The sequence below is a fragment of the Planctomycetaceae bacterium genome (assembly GCA_039680605.1).
GTDB lineage: Bacteria > Planctomycetota > Phycisphaerae > SM23-33 > SM23-33 > JAJFUU01.
The window spans coordinates 1-18,610 of sequence record JBDKTA010000071.1; the positions used below are offsets into that span (position 1 = coordinate 1).

At 64.5% G+C, this 18,610-nt stretch carries 20 protein-coding genes; all 20 read left to right on the forward strand.

Going from position 1 to position 18,610, the window contains the following annotated elements; all coding sequences use genetic code 11:
• A partial coding sequence (locus tag ABFD92_21340; GenBank protein ID MEN6507089.1) for a hypothetical protein occupies positions 1-1,770 on the forward strand: 1,770 nt, incomplete at its 5' end.
• Between the two features lie 314 nt (positions 1,771-2,084).
• Positions 2,085-4,064, forward strand: coding sequence for a hypothetical protein (locus ABFD92_21345; GenBank protein ID MEN6507090.1), 1,980 nt, complete (start codon positions 2,085-2,087; stop codon positions 4,062-4,064).
• 69 nt (positions 4,065-4,133) lie between these two features.
• Positions 4,134-4,559 (forward strand): hypothetical protein, encoded by a 426-nt coding sequence (locus tag ABFD92_21350; protein MEN6507091.1) that lies wholly within the window; start codon positions 4,134-4,136, stop codon positions 4,557-4,559.
• A gap of 72 nt (positions 4,560-4,631) precedes the next feature.
• Entirely contained in the window at positions 4,632-5,678 is a 1,047-nt protein-coding gene (locus ABFD92_21355) for a hypothetical protein (GenBank protein ID MEN6507092.1), read from the forward strand.
• Positions 5,679-5,766: 88 nt separating this feature from the next.
• Positions 5,767-6,276 carry a hypothetical protein gene (locus ABFD92_21360; protein ID MEN6507093.1) on the forward strand — a complete coding sequence of 170 codons (510 nt, stop codon included), beginning with the start codon at positions 5,767-5,769 and terminating at the stop codon, positions 6,274-6,276.
• 13 nt (positions 6,277-6,289) lie between these two features.
• A complete protein-coding gene (locus tag ABFD92_21365) occupies positions 6,290-6,778 on the forward strand; it encodes a hypothetical protein (protein MEN6507094.1) in 489 nt (162 codons plus the stop codon).
• A 22-nt stretch (positions 6,779-6,800) separates the two neighbouring features.
• On the forward strand, positions 6,801-7,229 hold the full coding sequence (locus ABFD92_21370) for a hypothetical protein (GenBank protein ID MEN6507095.1): 429 nt from the start codon (positions 6,801-6,803) through the stop codon (positions 7,227-7,229).
• Complete coding sequence (locus ABFD92_21375; GenBank protein ID MEN6507096.1) at positions 7,226-7,435, forward strand: hypothetical protein; 210 nt, start codon at positions 7,226-7,228, stop codon at positions 7,433-7,435. Before ABFD92_21370 ends, ABFD92_21375 begins: the two co-directional genes overlap by 4 nt.
• Positions 7,436-7,437: 2 nt before the next feature.
• A complete protein-coding gene (locus tag ABFD92_21380; protein ID MEN6507097.1) occupies positions 7,438-8,853 on the forward strand; it encodes a hypothetical protein in 1,416 nt (471 codons plus the stop codon).
• On the forward strand, positions 8,853-9,173 hold the full coding sequence (locus tag ABFD92_21385; GenBank protein MEN6507098.1) for a hypothetical protein: 321 nt from the start codon (positions 8,853-8,855) through the stop codon (positions 9,171-9,173). The genes ABFD92_21380 and ABFD92_21385 overlap by 1 nt, the downstream gene beginning before the upstream one ends.
• 8 nt (positions 9,174-9,181) lie before the next feature.
• The gene (locus ABFD92_21390) at positions 9,182-9,412 is read left to right on the forward strand and encodes a hypothetical protein (GenBank protein ID MEN6507099.1); all 231 of its coding nucleotides are present in this window, start codon (positions 9,182-9,184) and stop codon (positions 9,410-9,412) included.
• A gap of 30 nt (positions 9,413-9,442) precedes the next feature.
• Entirely contained in the window at positions 9,443-11,320 is a 1,878-nt protein-coding gene (locus ABFD92_21395) for a hypothetical protein (GenBank protein MEN6507100.1), read from the forward strand.
• A gap of 3 nt (positions 11,321-11,323) precedes the next feature.
• Positions 11,324-13,162, forward strand: a complete 1,839-nt coding sequence (locus ABFD92_21400) for a hypothetical protein (protein ID MEN6507101.1) — start codon at positions 11,324-11,326, stop codon at positions 13,160-13,162.
• Positions 13,163-13,199: 37 nt separating this feature from the next.
• Complete coding sequence (locus ABFD92_21405) at positions 13,200-13,745, forward strand: hypothetical protein (protein ID MEN6507102.1); 546 nt, start codon at positions 13,200-13,202, stop codon at positions 13,743-13,745.
• A gap of 47 nt (positions 13,746-13,792) precedes the next feature.
• Positions 13,793-14,590: a hypothetical protein gene (locus ABFD92_21410; GenBank protein ID MEN6507103.1), complete on the forward strand. Its 798-nt coding sequence runs from the start codon at positions 13,793-13,795 to the stop codon at positions 14,588-14,590.
• A gap of 12 nt (positions 14,591-14,602) precedes the next feature.
• Positions 14,603-15,097 (forward strand): hypothetical protein, encoded by a 495-nt coding sequence (locus ABFD92_21415; GenBank protein ID MEN6507104.1) that lies wholly within the window; start codon positions 14,603-14,605, stop codon positions 15,095-15,097.
• Positions 15,098-15,112: 15 nt separating this feature from the next.
• Positions 15,113-16,627, forward strand: a complete 1,515-nt coding sequence (locus ABFD92_21420; protein ID MEN6507105.1) for a hypothetical protein — start codon at positions 15,113-15,115, stop codon at positions 16,625-16,627.
• Entirely contained in the window at positions 16,627-17,142 is a 516-nt protein-coding gene (locus ABFD92_21425) for a hypothetical protein (protein ID MEN6507106.1), read from the forward strand. The genes ABFD92_21420 and ABFD92_21425 overlap by 1 nt, the downstream gene beginning before the upstream one ends.
• A complete protein-coding gene (locus ABFD92_21430; protein ID MEN6507107.1) occupies positions 17,139-17,453 on the forward strand; it encodes a hypothetical protein in 315 nt (104 codons plus the stop codon). Before ABFD92_21425 ends, ABFD92_21430 begins: the two co-directional genes overlap by 4 nt.
• The gene (locus ABFD92_21435) at positions 17,450-18,511 is read left to right on the forward strand and encodes a hypothetical protein (protein ID MEN6507108.1); all 1,062 of its coding nucleotides are present in this window, start codon (positions 17,450-17,452) and stop codon (positions 18,509-18,511) included. The genes ABFD92_21430 and ABFD92_21435 overlap by 4 nt, the downstream gene beginning before the upstream one ends.
• Positions 18,512-18,610 lie beyond the last annotated feature (99 nt).

Below are 18,610 nucleotides of genomic sequence, written 5' to 3' on the forward strand. Positions count from 1 at the left end.
AACCTATTCCGCGAAGAGGACCATCCCCGCGACGACGAGGGGAAGTTCGCCGAGAAGGAAGAAGGCAAGACCACTGAGGCGTCGAAGCCGGCGGGATCCGGCAAGGACTGGCAAGCCAAGCTCGCCGAAGCCAAGGCCGATCGGGACGCCAAGACCGCCGAGGAGAATATCCCCGAGGACGAACAGCGGCGCCGAGCCGAGGCCGTCCGCGGGGCCAAGGCGCGGAAGGCGATGCTGCCGAGCAAGGAGGATATCGCGAAGGCCGAGGAGGCGGTGAAGGAGGAAAGGAAGAAAGCGGCCGATGACACCCTGATCGGCGACGACGAACGCGCCTACCGCGAATGGGCCGAAAACGCCGCCAACGTGGCCGGCGACCCAGAGAGCTTCAGCAGCAAGGATCTCGACCGTGCTGGGGCCTACCAGATGCATGCAGCGAGGCATTACCGCGAGAATGGCAAGCCGAACTTCGCCGACAGCAGCGAGCGGGAAGCCGACTGGTATTACCGCATCGTGCGCGAACGCGGCCACAAGCCCGGCACGCCGCAGTGGAGCGAGGTGCCGAAGAAGAAAGGAAAAGGACATGCGGAACTGGGAAACAAAGGCGGGGCCGAAACCAAGACCAAGCCCGCCGCCGCCGCTCCCACCAATACGCCACGTTCCACCAAAACCATCAAGGTCGGGCAACTCGTAACTTACGAACATAAAGTCGGAACGTCACCCGCCGAGTTTCGTGGATACCACAACGACCCACAGACCGGCGAAAAGATGGCACGCGTAATTGTACGCGAGCCAGGAGAAGTGCCTTTCGAGACTTCAGTGAAGTTGTCGGAAATCAAGGAGAGCAAGGAAGGCGGCCGCGCGAAAAACACCAAGCCGCCACGATTTACCGCCTCCGACATGCTGAGCGAGCATTTCGACTACGGCGGCGAGATGTGGCCGCTGGGCGACATCATGGCTGACCTTCAGGGGAAGGGGCTCGACGATCGGGAAATCGACCGATTCGTGCAGGGGCTGCAACTAGCGAAGGCCAAGCGGCAAGAGGAGGACGAGCAAGCCGCCCGGTCGCCGGCGACGATGACCAAGGACAACTTCTTCGACAAACACTTCGACAAGTTCGTGGACGAGCTTGAGGGAAAGGATTCCGGAAGAAAACCCGATCCCATCGACGAAGCCACCAAGTTGCTGAAGAGCGGAAAGTTGTATGCCTTGGATAAGTCGCTTTTGAAGTCCGCCATCGAGGCAGCCCGAAACGGAGACATCGACCCGCTTTTCGAGCGCATCGAAAAGGTTAAGGCAAAAATAGCCAAGCAAGACGCTGAAAACGCATCGGAGCAAAAGCGACTGGACGCTGAGCGTGACCGCATGGCAAAGGAGATGGTCGCTAAATACAAAACGCCGGAGCGGATTCGGAAGGAATTGGACAAGCTCGAATCCAAGCGAGGCAGTGGTAACGCATCCGAGGATCGAAGCGCCGTGTATAAAACCAGCCCCAGTACGTACATGGAGCAAAAGGCGATTTTGGAGCGGGCATACGACATTGTGAGCGCACCAGGAAAAGGCTCACCGAAGGTCGCCTACTCCCGCCACAGCGACCGCGACCTCCTCGCCTACCAGCTCTGCCAGCGATACTACCGCGAGTCTTCTCCTGTCGAGCAGGAGTGCTTCTGGGCCGGTGGGGCAGGCTCAATTACCGTGATCCAGGACAACCAGCCCCTGCGATACACCCGCAGCAGCCGGGGCAACGTGACCGTTGAAAAACTGGTCCTTTAGGAAAAAAAACACGGAGTCCACTTGACAAACCCTCCAGGCACAGTTCACAATAGTGGACAGATTCGGGCAGCGGACAGAATCCGCTACCTCCGAGTCGGCTTGATCCGGGAGCTTGAACGGCTTCTGGACCGGGCCACCGACCCGCAGTTCACGGGAACCGTGGGCCTGGAGTTGTCCTCAAAGGAGGGCCGGCCAGGTGAGCCGAGAATCACCGTCACGCAGTACGGTATGCGTGACTGACCGAACAATACGAGGGTTATTGGACGCAACCAAGCCCCCGGCGAGTGCGGACCCGAATAGGAACGGGCCCCTGCTTGCCGGGGGTTTTTTCGTTTCTTGGGGGCAAAAGCCGCATGGCCGTCGCACTGGCAGGCATCGAGAAAGGGGCGCTTCCGCGGGGGAATATCCGTGGGGCCGCCGCCGCCTTCGACCCGGCGCAGTTCACCACCGTGCCCAACGTGCCGGTCTTCGCCGAGCACCAGACCAAGGCCCGCGACGGCCGGCAGCTCGTCTTCGGCGCCGATGAACTCCGTCAGGTGTGCGAACGCTGCAACCGCCGCATCCGTGAGACGGGCGACTATGCCGCCGTGGTCATCGGCCACACCAGCGACCCCACCGATCCCGTGCAGAAGGAGCCGGAGCTGATCGGCTTTGCCGGGCCCTTCCGCCTGGGGATCATCGGCGAGGATGGCCAGCGGCAGCGCTACGCGATCCTGGCCGACTTCCACGTCTTCAAGGCGGATCTACCCAAGTTCCTCAAGCATCCCCGCCGCAGCCCGGAATTGTGGCTGGAGGACTCTTACGAGGAGATGTTCCTCGACCCCATCGCCCTGCTGGGCGCCGAGGCCCCCCGGCTCGACATGGGCCTGACCACACTGGGCGTGAGCGCCAAGGGCACGGATGGGGCCATGGCCTACATGTACTCCGCCGAGGTGCAGGGCCGCAAACGGGAACGCTACGCCGCCGCCGGCCCGGCCTGCTCGAATGTCTTTGTCGCCACGGACGACAACGCGAAACGCTACGCCGCCGAGGCGGCATCACCCGACACTCAAACCCCGACCGAAGGGACCGCTACCATGCTTAGCCCGGAAGACATCCGCCAGATCGTGGACGCCATCGAGGAACTCGACTGGGTCCAAGGCGTGAAGGGCCTGCTGGCCACCAACGCCGGCAACAACGCCGCCATGCCTCCCGCGCCCGAGGGGGGCGCGCCGGGGATGCCTCCGGCAGGACCGGCTGGACCGGCAGGGCTGGATGCCAACGCGCCGCCGCCCATGCCGCCCGCCATGCCGCCCGCGCCCCACGCGGAGCCGGACGGCGACGAGATACCTGCCGGCCCTCCTGCCGGCCCTTCGGCACCGGAAGCCGGGCCGCCTCCCGCGCCCGACGCAAGCCCGCCCAAGGCCCCGGACGCCGACGAAGGCAACGAGAAGTACGGCAACCGGCCAGCGCCTGTCGTTCCGTATCGGTCTCTTGACGAAATCGGCAAAGCCTACGCCGAGCACAACCAATTGAAGGACGCGGCTGCCAAAAACGCGCCCAAGCCACCGCCCCCCAAGCAGTACGCTGCCGGGACCGAGATCCCTGCCGGCGGCATGACCGTCGAAACCGGCAGTTCCGCTTCCAAGCACCCCGACGACATGGACGACGACGAGTTCGAGAAGTACGTCAACTGCTCGCGCTCCAAGCGTTACGGCGCCGCCCAGGGCGAAGCCGACGGCGACCACCGCACCAATCCCAAGCCTTCCGAGGGCGACGTGGACGGCGACGGGCCGGCCCCCGGCAAGAACGACGGTTCGGTCTCTGGCGTTACCCAGGGGGCGAGCCGCTACGAGAAGCCGCGCGGCGAACTGGAGCGATATGCCCGCCTGGAGGGCGAGGTGCAGAAGCTCCGCGGCGAACTGGCCGAGGAACGCAACCGCCTCAATGCGGAGCGGGCCACGCGCACCGACGCGGAACGCTTCTCGAAGCTGGCCTACTGGCGGCAGTTCCGCACCTTCGACCTCGACAAGGAGGTCGAGCGCTGCAAGTACGGCAAGATGAGCGACGAGCAGTTCGCCGACCACGTCACCACCATCGAGGAAAATTACCTCTCCATCCCCTTTGGCGCCGCCTTCCCCGTGCCGGACGAGCCCGGCGCGCAGGCCCCCATCGAGCCGCGCAAGCCCGAGCGCTACACCCGCGACGTGGTGGACCGCGTGGTGGGCTTCATCACCGAGAAGGCCCAGCAGGGCCAGCACGTCAATTACGCGGAGGCGCTCGAGAAGGCCGCTGCCGGCCAGCCCCTGGAGTAATCCGCTTCCCTTCCCGTCGACCCGAAAGATCCCATCGACCCCAACGTCCCCTTGTAAAGGAACCAGACAATGCCGAACACCCCTCCCAACCTGATGGCCGCCGGGAACATCTATCCCAGCCGCTTTCTGAAAATGTCCTCGACCGCATTCAAGTGCGAGCAGGCCGCCGCCAACGGCGTGGTCATTGGCATCAGCCAGGAAGGCACCAACTACCCGCCCATCAACGACAGCTTGATCACCATCGCCGGGTACGCGGCCATCGCCGGCCAGAACATCCGCATCTTCGGCGAGGGCGACGAATGCCTCCTGGAGCTGGGCGACACCGTGACCACGGGCCAGTTGCTCAAGAGCGATGCCAACGGCAAGGGCGTGCCCATCCTCACGAACGCCGGGGCCGGCACGCCGCAGTACTACGGGGCCCGCGCCCTCCAGGGCGGAGCCAGCGGCGAGAAGATTCGCGTGCAGGTCACCATCGGCACCCTCACGCAAACCTGAGTGTAGTCACGAATCCGGGCGGATTTGACCATGACCTTCCCCCTGTACACACATCGATAAGGAACCCCATCCATGGCAGCCGCCTATCCAAGTGCAGCCAACGTCTTCGTCCGGGACCATGCGGCCTCGGGGAAGATGGTGGTCGACTTTGCCCGCAACATCAAGGAGTTTGCGGTCAACCAGTACATGCAGATCGTGCCCGTCAAGAAGACGGAGGGTCTGTACCTGAAAATGACCGTCGAGGAGGCCGGCCGCATCCAGGCCACCGACGGCGCCAACTTCCTCTGGGCGGACGGCCAGCCCGCCCCGGAAGGCAACGACGGGCTGGAATCCCACGAGTACCTGCCCTACCGCACTGTGCGGCGGGCCTTCCCCTTCCTGCTGGGCGACCTGACCATCGACCAGGCCACCTGGAACATCCTCGCGCAGCACTCGTCGATCAAGTCTCGCCAGGCCATGACCATGCGCACGCAGTTGGGCATCTCGGCGATGACCGACAGCTCGAACTACGACGCCAGCCATTACGTGGACGTGACCGCGATCACCGGCAACACGGGGGCCTGGAACGAATCGACCGCCGCCCGACAGGATATCAAGCGGAGCCTGAACTACGCCGCCGAGTTGATCCTCAAGGACACGCTCAACGGCGTGAAGCTCGACGACCTGATGGTGGTCATCGGCCCGAACTTGGCCGCCGGCATGGCGGAGTGCCAGGAAATCGTGGATTACCTGAAGCACTCCCCCGACGCTCTGGCCCAGGTCCGCGGCGAACTGCCGGGCAAGAACGTCCTCTTCGGCCTGCCGGACAAGCTCTATGGCTACCCGATCTGCGTGGAGGCCACCTACAAGGTGACCACGAAGAAGGGCGCCACCACGGCCCGCAGCGCGGTCCTCGCCAGCACCACGCCATTCATGTGCAGCCGCCCGGGCGGACTGGTGGGCGTGGCCGACGCCCCTAACTTCTCCACGGGCGTGCTGTTCATCCAGGAGGAGATGACCGTCGAGACCCTCCGCGACGCGCCGAATCGCCGCACCCTGGGCCGCGTGGTCGAGAACCTCGCCCCCGCCGTGGTTGCGCCGGCCTCGGGCGTGCTGTTCACTGGGGCTTACGCCTCCTGAGTGTGCTTCGTCGTTTCGCCGTGCCAGGCAAACCGCCGCTGAACCCGCCCGGTAGCGGCGGCCCTGGCATGGCATAGAGGAGATCGAGATGCCGGCAACCGCCCTAAGCGCCGTGACGCAGTTTTTCGACGAGCAGACGGCCAAGGATCTGCTTTCGGACAGCGGCGATCCGGTCCTCGACGTGACCGCCGACGCCAAGGCACTGACCCTGCTTGCCGCGGCCCGCGGCCGGCTGGCATCCGCCTGCACGGTCTCCAACATGTACGCGGCGGCCGACCTGGATGACCTCACGGGCGACAGCGCGGCCCTTCGCGACGAGATCGTATGCAAAGCATTCATGGTCAGCTTGGCCCGCCGGCGGCCGGAAAAGTTCGCCAGCGATTACTGGAAGGCCATTGCCGAGGAGGTCGAGGAGTACCTGGACCGCCTCAGAAAAGGCGAGCGACTGTTTGACGTGATCGCCAATCGCGAGGCGGGACTGCCGACCATCGACGGCCCCACCCTGACAACCTATGAGCGGCTGCACATGCTGCCCGACCGAACCAACAACTACTATCCTGGCCGGGGCGGGCGCTTGCCCATCGGCCGGGCGACCTGAGAGGACATGATCCATGGCTACCCCTGCCGTACAAGTTGCCGGTCTGGCGGAAATCAAGATTGCACTCGCCGGCGGTGCCCTCCAAGTCTTGGGCTACACGCGCCAAGGAGCGCAAATCTCCGCGGACGGCTTCTTCGAGAATGTGCCGGGCGACGAGAACGGCGGAGACGCCGGGCCACCCGTGGACGTGCAGTACCTGGGCGAAATCGCCCGCGTGCGACTGGAGCTGACCAAGTGGGTGGCGGCCGTAGCGGACCAAGTGGTCACCCGCGTGTCCGGGGCCACGACCGGGAGACCTTCGCCCGCCGGCACGCTGATGTTCGCGGACAGCAAGCAGTTCCGCGTGGTGGTCAACAGCCCCACGACCCCGCTCAACTTCCCTCGCTGCATTGTGCGGGCCCCCTACGAGATCAACAAGGGCACGGTCTACAGCCGGCTGGTCCTGGAATTCGAGGCCCACAAGGACAGTTCGGGCGTGCTCTTCAACTCCACAGTCACCTGATCGAAACGACAACGGCGAAACGATGTTCCAGCGACTCAAAAAATGGTTCCGCTTGCGGCGCATGGCTCGCAGCGGTGGCCTCTTGCGCTTCCACGATGGTACGGGCTGGCGCTATGCCGACCCATTCGACGTGTGGCGCAAGCTCAACAGCGGCGGGGTGGATCTTGTCTCCCTGGCCCCCTTTGTGGACAAGGGCCACGAGCCGGAGACCACGCAGTTTCTCGACGTGGCCAGCGCGGCCTTTGGCGTGAAGCGCTTCGACAGCGCGGATCAGACGGGCTTGACCGATTGGGAGATCGTCAACCTCGTCGGCCTGCTGGGCGCCTACGCCAACGATGTAAAAAAAAATACCAGCCCTGGGCCGACCTCGCCGTCGCCTACGGCATCGGAGTGCTCGACGGCGCAGACGGACCAGGCCGAACCAGGGAATGCCTGTGGGGATTGTACTTGAACATGGAACGGGCCGAATTGCGGCACGCCAACCGCGTGTTGCAGGGGGTCAGCGATGGAATCGCGGCCTCCTTCGGCCAACCGCAACCCGAGGAATACTTTCTGGCCACGCATGACGACGCGGAGCAAGCACGGGCGGCTTACCGCCTGCACGCGGATCGAGTGCGGTGGGCCAACGAGCCAAGTAAACCGCCCGACGTAGGATAAACGTGGCCAACGACCTTCTCACCACCCTGATCGGAGCACTCGCAGCCCGGCACGCCATCGGCGGCCTGGCCAGCGGCGTTGCCGAAGGCTTGAAGGCGCCACCCCTGCCTCCCAGTGGCCCTGGCGACGATCCCAAGGCAATCAGCGGCAAGCTCGACGAGCTGATCGGCGTGGTCAAGGACTACTTCAAGCCCCAAGGCAGGAAGTCACCCCTGACCCGCGGCGGTTCCGGCGGTTCCGGCGGCTCTGGCGGCTCTGGCGGCAAGGTCATCGACCTGGATGCCGACAACCCCATGAACGCGCAGCAATATGCCGATCTGTTGCGCGGCGGCCCGCCCCAGCCGGTTCCGGCACCGGAACGACGCAGGCGACGTCGCCGCGCGGAGACGGCACCAGCAGGCGAGAGCGAGGGCTACGGCGATCCGGTCATGGACGCGGCCCGCGATCGGCGGATGGGAATTGAACGCGAGGGCCGACAGCGCGAGGTGCGGAGGGCCGCAAATCGAGAGTGGGTCAAGGCGTTTATGCCCCAGAGCCACGCGGAGGCCAACCCGCAGCCGCCCGAGCCGACCGAACTGGAAAAGCTCGCCCCCGACTTCGCCCAGCACCGCACGAAGTGGGATCAATCGTCACGGCCCGGGCTGCTGGGGAAGATCGGCGGAGGACTGGCTAAGTTGGGGCGCAGCACCATGGGAGGCGCAGCCTCTTCCGTGGGTCGCTCCCTGAGCATGCTGGGCATGACCGGGGCCGGGGCTAAGATGAGCGCCATCGGGGCAAGCGTGGCCGCGGGCGGGGCAGGAGCAGGAGGAGGCGCGGTGGCTGCCGGGGCAGCGGGCGGCGCGGCAGCGGCTGGAGGCGGTGCAGCTTTGGGTGGCGCTGCAGCGGCTGCCGTGGCTGGATTATCCAATCCAGTAACCGCCACAGTCGTTGGGCTCGGGGTGATGCTCGCGGCCCTCGGACTGGTGAGCAAGGCGATTGAAAAATTTGCTGATGCCACCATTGAAAGCTACCGGGGGCTGGAGAAATTCAACGGCCGCCTGGGTGTGATGTTCGCCAGCCTGGACCGGCAGAAGCTGGTTCTTGGCGGACGTTACGCTGCGGCTACTGGCGGCAGCGCGGCGTGGGCTGGAAAAGGACTCATGAACCTCAAGGAGCAGATGCAGCCCTTGAGCGAGACCTTCGGCACCATAAAGAACTTAGTGACCGGCCACATGGTGCGCATGGCCACCGAAATCATGCGCGTGTTAAACGTCATCCTCGCCCCCCTGACCTGGATCTCCAAGCAGCTGGAAAAGATCACCAGCGAAGGCGAAGCCCAAGAGCCGCCCATGGCCCAATGGTTCCAGTTCATGGGCCGCGGCAACCTGGAGGCCGATCGGGCCAAGGCCCGCAACCAGCGGCCGGGGAGGGTCAACTGATGGCCGAGGAAAACGTGTTCATCACCCTGGGAAAGAAGGCTGCCGTGGGCGGGGCCATGCAATTCAAGGATCAGAACGGCTGGCGCGTGCTATGTGACATGCTGCTGTGGTTGATGCGCGCCGTGGCCGGCAAGGCCCCGCCCGTGCCGACGCGACCCGTGCGCCTGGGCCTGATGCGATTCGCCCTTAGCACGGGACAACTGCCCCTCTACTTCGCGGCCCTGCAAATCGAAGGCATCGGCGAGGCACACGATGCCGGGGCCGCCGCCCGAGACTGGTTAATCAAACCCCGCAACCAACGACCTCGCGATCTGCGATAGGAGGATTTATGGCCGTCATTGCCAACCAACTGGGCTGCGACATTTCCGGGCCGACTTCCGGCAAGCCGGACAGCGCCCCCACGGGCTTTGTCTATTACGACACGACCCTCGATCAAGCGCAGATCAAGACACCCTCGGGCTGGACTGCCCTCGCGCCTCTGATCGTCCCGGCCGCCGACCCGGGCGTGGAAGGTCAGTTGTGGAACGACAACGGCACCCTGACCGTTTCCGCTGGATAACCAAGTCAATCGGACGGCCTAATCAACCGCATGGCAACCACCGTAACCTACAACGGCGTCACGCTTTACAACGTGGTCACCCGCGCGTGGAGCGAAGAGGTCCAGATGGATGAGTCTGGCGCCGACGCCCTCTTTGTGCGCGTGCGCATGCGGTTTGAGGGCATCCTGCACGCCCAGGGTACGGCGGGAATCGTGGCCGGGCTGTCCGATTACGGCGGCCCTGGCGGGGCCTACACCGGCGGCATGCAGGGCGGAGGCGGGGCCCCGGCATGGATTGGCGTGAATGCCATGCCGGCCAACCTGGAGAGCGGCCTCGACGACATCCGCCGTCGCCTCTGGGAGCCGCGCAAGGCCCTCAAGGTGTCCTTTGGCAGCCAGACCGCGCTCGAGGTGGCCGCCGCCACGTCGAGCATTGGGGGCGCCGGATACGCGGACACCGACAACGGCCCCAAGCCCAAGGCCGTGGAAATCACCCATGTGCTGGGGCAGCAGGTTCTTCGTATTGCCTTCAGCATCGACGCGGCGATCCTGCCTTGCCCGGGCGGGGCGACGCGCAGCCTGCCTCCCGTGCTCAATAACCGCTGGTCGATCCAGGAGACCATGGACGACCGCTTCTTCACCACCCGCACGATCCGGGGGCGAATGCGGATCTCGTCGGCCAACCTCTCTGCCGAGGCGTACCGCAAAGACGTCATCCCCCGCCTGGAGAACGGATTCCGCCGCGAGCGGATCGAGTTCACCACGGCCGCCAACGGCCTGGAGGCGGAGTACTCGATTACCGACCGGCAGGTCTTCGAGGCCGCGCCGTGGCCGGCCAGCAAGATCGAGGGCAGCCAATCGGTCTCGACCGCGGACGGCCTGACCATGCTGGACGAGGTGAATGTCCGCCTGGAGGGGCACCCCGGCACGCCCCGCGAGCTGCTCTTGGTGCGCTGCGTGCAAGTTATCGAGAGCCGCATGGGCGACTTGTCGAAGCTCAATAACGTAAACCAGGACCAGGACAAGCAGATCCGCATCGTCGAATCGGCCAGCTTCACGGTGCCCATTGGGGACGCGAATATCGTTTCCGCTAGCCTTCGCACACGGACGGTCATTGGGCAGAAGGGGCAGTCTCTGGACTTCGCCAACCTGGCCTCGGCGAAGATCACCGACAAGCTCAAGCTGCCCGACCTGCAGGGACACAAGTACGACCCCCGCCTCTCGCCCCTGCCGGGAGCGCATGGCTTCAACATCCACGCCGGCCAGGAGGGCTACCGCTTCCCCATCGAGACGTTCATCGTCCGCTGCGCCCTGCAAAGCCCTTGCGATGGCGGCACGCATGGCATCCCGGGCGGGAGCACGACGCCCAGCGTCACCAAACAACCCAAGACGGGCGAGCGGGGCGAGACGGAGATTACCCGGTCGACCTCGCAACTCCAGGAGCGGAGCACCCAGGACGACCTCTCGGCCGAGCAGCGGAACGCGCCCTACACGATTTGCACGGTCGAAAACCGCATCATCATCAGCGAGTGCAAGGTGCATTGCCCGCTGGGGGCCGCCGGCGAGAACGGGGCGACTTCCGCCGTGGTAATCCTCACCGAGCCCATCGCCCGCATGGAGTTCCAGGTGGAACACGAGCGGATCGGCATCATGCCCAAGGTGCCCAAGGCCAGTAAGACCTTCGCGCAGAGTGGCATCACCTACACGCTGCTGAGCCACAGTGTCCGCGTCCACCCGCCCATCCCCCTGCCGGGATCCACCGGCAAGGTCTATCGAGCTGGGGCGAGCTACGTCTACGCGATGGCCCGCGCGACCACGGAAAAAGACACGGTGCAGATCGAGACCATGCCGGCGGCCGATTACGAAAACGAACACGTCGAGGTGCTGAAACTGTCCGACCTCTACACGAGCGCAACCAGTCAGGGGTAAATCATGACCATTGAATATCGGGATGCAGTCAACAACGACGGCCTTTTCGACGTGCTGGGCAAAGGCTTCAAGGCCATGGCGGACCTGGCCACCGCCAGCGGCACGACGGTTGATGCCAGCGTGGAGGCGTTTCTGACGCAGACCGCCCTTCACAGCGGATCCCAATTCCAGGAGGCGGTGGCTTCGGTGCCCGGGGCCTTGCGATCCTGGCAGGCATCCGGCAATTCGTTGTCCTCCTACATGGCCGACGCCTGCGCCCGCCTGGTCATCGAGTACTGCCAAGCCAATAAAGCCTCCATCCCCGACAACATCGCCACGGCCCTGGCTTACCTGGTTGAGGAAATGGAGGCCGATGGCTATTACGTCGACGCAAGCACCGTTGCCCTCAGCCTCGCTGCCGGGGCCGCCAACTCCGGCGACGTGCAGCTTCTCTACACGGAACGCCGCGGCGATGGGCAGACCGAGGCCAATGCCCTGGCCGAGGACCTGGAATTCGAGGTCACCTCCGAATCCGCCGGCACGCCCACGATCAGCGTGACGGGAGAACTGGCTTACGATCGGCTCAATCAGGAGTGGCCCGGGGGCAGCGGCGTCAACACCAGCTTCGCGGCCGTCAGCCCGGCGGCCTCGCTGCTGAGCAATGGCGATTTCGAGGACGCGGCAATCGCCCACACGCCCGACAATTGGATCATCCGCACGGGTACGGCCGGCGACACGGTGCGCTTGACAGGGCCGGCCATCCAAACGATCGCCATTACCGGCACGCCGAGCGGCGGGAGCTACGTCCTCTTGTATACAAACGCTGCCGGCATCAAGCGGGCCGCGCCGACCCTGGCCTACAACGCCAGCGGGGCCGACGTGCAGGCGGCTTTGCGGCAGATTCCGGGCCTGGAATCGGTCACCGTGGAGACTACGGGCACCAGCCCGAACTACACCCACACCGTGACCTTTACGGGGGTGGGTGGAGAGGTCGCTGTCTTGACCTCCGCGAATAGCACGCGATTTGGCACAATAACCCATGCCGTCTTGTATCATGGCCATGATGGCAGCTACAGCGGTTCCTCGCTCATGTTCCGAGGCGACGGCACCACGAGCCCCGCGATCTACCACGCCTTGACGCTGGCCGAGGAGACGGTCTACTTCTGCCATTTCTGGGCCAGTCGAAGAACCAGTGAGCCGGAGACCTCTTCCGCCTCTTCTTCGTCGTCGAGCTGGTCGAGCGGATCCTACTCGGTGTCGGAATCGTCGGCATCCTCGGCCAGCAGCCAGAGTGCCAGCAGCAACAGCTCCAGCAGCCTGAGTTCCACGTCCACCTACTCCTCGTCGAGCCTGTCCTCGCATTCCCGCTCCTCGAATTCCTCCAGTTCGCAGTCTTCCAGTTCGCTGCCGGCCTATGAACTGAAGGTCGAGATCCTGGATGGCATCGACGGCGGCCTTTTGCACGATTCGGCGGGAAATGCCCTGGTGCTCGACGTGGACATCGACGCCCTGAGCATGACCGGCCACACCAGCCAGTGGTTCAGCTTCCGCCTGCCTAAGTTTGTGGCGGACCCCGTATACCTGCGCATCCGCACGAGCAGCCCCCTTGACACAGCCGAGTCCGTGTTCATCGATCAAATGACCATTGCCCGCGGCGTCCAGCTTTACGCCGGAGGCCCCTGGGTGGCGGCCGTCAGCGGAGTGACCGCGGCCATGCTGGAAGACGCCTGGACATTGACGGTGGCCAACAACCGGGGCGGTTCCATGCAGGAGTGGTTCCACCGCGCCTTTGACATGGCCGGCAATGGCTTGCTCCTGCCCGTCGCCGGCACGACCAACTTACCCGATAGCCTGATTGCCTAACGCCGAGCCAAACAAGCCGGCCGAAAGGAGAGTACCCATGATTTCTCGCGCTGGACTGCACGGTGTGCCCATGAGCGTGCGCACCTTCACGGAACTGCCGGGCCGCGGCAACGCCGGCAGCGGCTGCCTCACAGAAGACCTGCTCGGGCAGTTCGTCTACGATGCCGACGTGGGCGCGTGGCTGCCTCGCGAATACTTTGTCTTCGAGTGGGATATCGAACAAGACGGCGGCGGCATTGGCACGGTCACGCTTCGCCAAACCCTGCCGGCCAACACCCTGGTTTTCGACGGCTTCTTCGACGTGACCGAGGCCCTGGTGGGTGAAGGGGCGTCGATCGCCATTGTCGATAGCCAGGCCCACACCATCCTTTCCAGCGAGGCCATCGCCACGGCCGGCACCGAGGGCCTGCACGCCTTGACCGTGGCCGGCACGGCGGCGACCGCCTTCAAGACCACGGAAGACACCGAGATCATCCTGAACATTACGGACGCGGCCCTTACCGAGGGTCGCCTTGTGGGCTACCTGCGCTGTATGCGCGGGTTCTCGACCGACAACCGTTCCAGCGAATCAAGCAGCTCTTGACCCCCAAGAGGCGCGCCAAACAAGCCGCCTAGAAAGTGAGCGTTATTATGCCGAGACTTCCCCGAGCCGAGTTGCACGGCGTGGATATTTCCACACCGACCCACTCCAAGCTGGCCAGCCGCGCCGTGATGGGCGCCGCCTGCATGACCGAGGACGTGCTGGGCCGGCACGTCTATGATGCCAGCGAAGAACGCTGGCTGCCCATGGAGTACGTCCCCTTCGAGTACGACGTGGTTGTGGATGGCGGCGAAGTGGGCGACCATGCCCTCCGCCAGACCATCCCACCCAACACGATCCTCTGGGATGGCGTGTATGACGTGGTGGAGGCGTTGAATAGCGAAGGCACGGCCCGCATCCGCATCAGTATCACCGCGAACGCCGACGTGCTGGCCCTGACCCTCATTTCCGCTGCCGGGACGGCCGGCCTTCACGACATCGTGCCGGATGGCACCGCCGCCAAAGCCATCAAGACCGTGGACAACGAGCCGTCCGACATCGTGCTTTCCGTGGTGGGGGCCGCCTTGACGGAGGGCCGTTTGTACGGGTTCCTGCGCTGCGTGCGCGGCTTCCCGGCGGACACCCGGTCGAGCAGCTCGAGCGCATCCTCGATGTCGGAAAGCTCCGCTTCGTCGATGTCGCGTAGCTCGCAGAGCGTCTCGAGCGCATCCTCGCAGAGCAGTTCCAGTTCTTCGTCGATGCTCTCCAGCGCCAGTGCGTCCAGCAAGAGCACGTCCAGCAACAGCAGTTCCAGCAAGAGCTTGTCCAGCAACAGCAGTTCGTCGGTGGGCAACTCCAGCTCGTCGTCCTTCCGTTACGAGCCCTCCAGCGGTTCTTCGGAGTCTTGATAAATGGCCCGCGTGGACATTACCCAAGATGTGGTTGTCGAACGGATCGCGGCCCGCCTGCGCTCCGTTCTGGGGCTGGGGGAACGCTCGGTCATCGAGGTGGCCGAGGCCGAGGACGTTCCCCCGCTGCCCCCGGGAGGCGATTGGTTTGTAACCCTGGCCGGCGGAGACGGCCAGTTCGAGACCGAGGAGCAGGCCGCCGGCAACGTCACGGAATGGCAGGACGTGACCGTGACGATCTACAGCCGTGTCAAGCTCGACTCAACCAACCATGACAAGGCCCTCACCCGCGACGAGCGGCGAGGTCTGTACGTGCTCAAGACCAAGGTGCTGGCGTCCCTTGTCGGATGGGACGCCACGGACACGGACGGAACGACTTTCCTCCGGCAGCTTATTCACGCGCGATCGGCCACGCGGCCCCAGGTGCTCCAAAATCCAAGCTCTGGAGTGTTCCTGGGCCGCCTGGCCATTACCTTCGGCTGCCCCTTTGACTGGGATCTCCTGTAACACGAGGACCGGGCGGTGAGTCTGACATTTGCTGGCCAACCCCTGATATTGCCCGACCCGCAAGGGCAGCTTGGCCGCTATCTCGACAACTGGCTCCCGCCCGAGGACTTGCACCTCTTCGGGGAACCGCTGGGCCTGACCGGCACGCGCACCAACCCCCGCGGCGACCAGCTCCAGCGCGTGGGCATGCCGTGGGCCAACTGGCCGCCACCGCCGCGCGTGAAGATCAACAGCCTATGGTGGCCGACCGGGGCCAGCCGCTGGGCCCGGGGGCTGTTTTTGGTGGCCGAGACGCAACTTGACTCGATCCGCAGCAGCCTGGGCACGGGAACCGCCGGCACGCTGAGCATCGGCGACGGCACGCGCACCGTGACCGCCAGCCTGCACATGCTTTCCCCGCGGCGACTGTCGGCCGTCAGTTCCGGCGGGGTGTGGCTGTTGCCCTTGGTGGATGAACGCTACTTCTGGCAATTCCGCGATGCCGGCTTGCTGGTGGTCGATACGCAATACACCTGGGGACGGCTGTTCTCGCACTTGGCTGGCCGGCTTGGCGTGAGCCTGGATCCCGGCAGCGTGGCCAGCGGGTATGCCCAACCCGACCCAGAGGAGTTCACCAGGCGATACGAGAACGCGGCTGTTCTGCTGGACGCCGCCGCGTGGTGCATCGGGAAGCGCGTGGTTCGCCAGCTTGATGGCACCGTGAGTCTGAATGGCAGCGAGGCGGCAGCCAGCGAGACCACAAGCAACGTCAGTGCCGGGGGCTGGCACACGCACCGGCACGCCCAACAGCCTGCTGAGGTTCGCGTGGTGTTCCCCAAGTGGCGCGACGGGAAGATCCAGGCCGATGGCGACGTATACTATATCAGCAAGGCCCCGCCCGATTCCACGGCCGCCATGCCGAGCGGAACGATCAAGACCTTCTTCGATACCGCCTGGGCCAACTTCTCCAGCGGTGGCAGCACGCCGGACAACTTTAGCGAAATCAACGCCCTAGCCGAGCAGATCGCCACGGATTATTACGCTTGGGCCAGCCAGTGCTACGACCTCTCTTTTGCTGGGGTCCAATCGTGGGAGATCACCGGCCACGACGATTTCGTTTGGTATCACGCCGGGCACCAGCCTGTGTTCGGTGCCCAGCCGGCGGAGGCCGATATCGAGGCCGACGATCCGCGATGGCAGTTCTACACCCGCGTGGCCACGTTGCCCTACAACTGGGGTTATAGCGAGCTACTCCATTACGTGGACACGGAGGTTTCCAGCAGTTCCAGCAGCCTGTCGAGCAGCTCCAGTTCGTCGAGCGGCGTTTCCTCCAGTTCCAGTTCGGGCGGCAGCAGCACCAGCAGCAGTGCCAGTGCAAGCTCGTCAAGCTCGTCATCGAGCGGCACGTCGGCGTCTTCCGTTTCCGATCTCTCTTCGGGCGAATGCATCGACCCGCTCGACGTGGGCCTGCCAGCGCCACCGGACGGCGGGAAATACGTGCTGGGCGTGGAGGCGAACTGCCTGATCTGGATCGCCGTGGAGGAGTGCTGATGGGCAAGGCGTGGCTCAATGACGGAAAGCTGGTCATCAGCGCCACGGAGCGCGTGGTCCTCTGCGATACCTGCCCTTGCGGTTGTGGGGCATGCGAAGGGCCGCGAACCAAGCAGTACCTGGCCACCTTCAGTGGCGTGACCGATAGCGGAATGTCGCCGTGTTCGCCGGGCCAGTGTGCGGCCTACTTCAACGGCGTATCGTTCTACCTGGAGCAAATCTCGGCATGCCTCTTTGCCTTGACCCTTGAAGGGTTCAATTGCATCTTTACCGGCAGTTACACGCAGATTCGCTTGCAGTTCAAGGGGCCGGCGGATGGAAACGTGATTCAGGTGGACATTCAGAACTCTTGCGGGTGGGACAGCACGGAAACCATCGAATGGACCGAGGCCATGGACCCCATCGGCCCCTGCAATGAACTCGACTTCACGATTCCCCTTCCCACATTAAACACCGGCGGATTGTGCTGCAATTGGAACAATGCCAGCGTAAGAATCCAGGCGGTGGCGGCATGACACAGCTTTGTCAATACACCCCCGACGACTCCAACTTGTGGCGCTGCACGGTGTGCGGACACCAGCATCCGGAGCCTTGCCCGCGCGCCCCCGTGCGAACGTGCCGCGGCGAGCCGCCCACATGCAAGCCCCAGGCCAGCGGCCCCGAGGTCTTGCGTCGCCTGGCTCTCTGCGAAGCCTGCCCGCAGCACCAGCCCTACCGCATGGGGCGCTACTGCAAACTTCTCGACCACGGCTGCGAAGGCAAGGCGGCAGCCAAGTTTTCCCAGCGAATCCTCGACGAAAGGGCGACGTGCAGGAAATGGACATGACTTGCGAGCACCTGGGCCGGGCGGCGGGGCAGCAATCTTCACCCCTGGGGCCGATTGTCGAGTACGCCTGCCGGCATCCCAAGCACGGCAGCACCACGAAGGCCGACTGCGCCTTGTGCCCTGACTACCTCCCGCAGCCAGCCAGCCTATCCGACCCGGCCGCCGAACACGCGGTCTTGCCACCGGTCTGCCGGCATCCCCAAGGCGTTTTTGTGGACCGCTACGGGCGCGATGCGGCGATCGCCGACCTCTACAAGGGCGCACACTGCTTCCTGCTGGCCGGCGGCCCTTCCGTGCTCGACCTCGACCTCGCCCAGCTTTCCCGCCGCGGCGTGCTCTTATTCAGTGGCAACCACTGGCTGGCCAGCCTGCCCCAGGGGATCCGCCCCACGTTCTGGACCAGCACCGATCCGGCCGAGAAGTTCTCGGATTCGATCTGGCGGGATCCGGGCGTCCTTAAATTCGTGGCTGTCCGGGAGTGGACGTGCCGGCGGAAGAGCCTGCGCCGCCGCACTGCCGATGGGCAGGGGTTCGAGTACATCCCCGACGCGGTGCCCCGCGGCATGCCGGGGATCCTGGGCTACCACCGCAATACCTGCTTCGACCCGGGGCACTGGCTCTACGAGCCGACCATCAATCGCGGCAACGACAAGCAGAGTGCCGACGCGAACGGGCACCCCCGCGTGATCAATACCATGTTTACCGTGCTCCGCATCGCCTTCTATCTGGGCATCGAGCACCTGTATCTGCTGGGATGCGATTTCAAGATGGAGGAGGGCCAGCCCTACGCCTTCGAGGTCGAGAAATCGGCGGGGGCCGTGGAGAGCAACAACTGCGCCTACCGCAACATGGATTGGATGCTGGGCATGCTGGCTCCGAAATTCGAGCAGGCCGGCTTCCATGTCTGGAACTGCAACGCGAAGAGCGGATTGACGGCCTTTCCGCACCTCCCCTACGCCGAGGCCATCCGCCGCGCGACGGAAACCTTTGAACAGTGGCCGATATCGACGCGCGACTGGTACACAAAGGGTGTAGGCCCCCTTGTAGACGATACTTGAGAACTGTATACTTTGCAGAGAAAGGGCGGGTTTAATGCCAATTGCCAAGCGGATCCCGATTCCGGGCACGCCGGCCGACCTCCAGCACTGCCAGAAGAG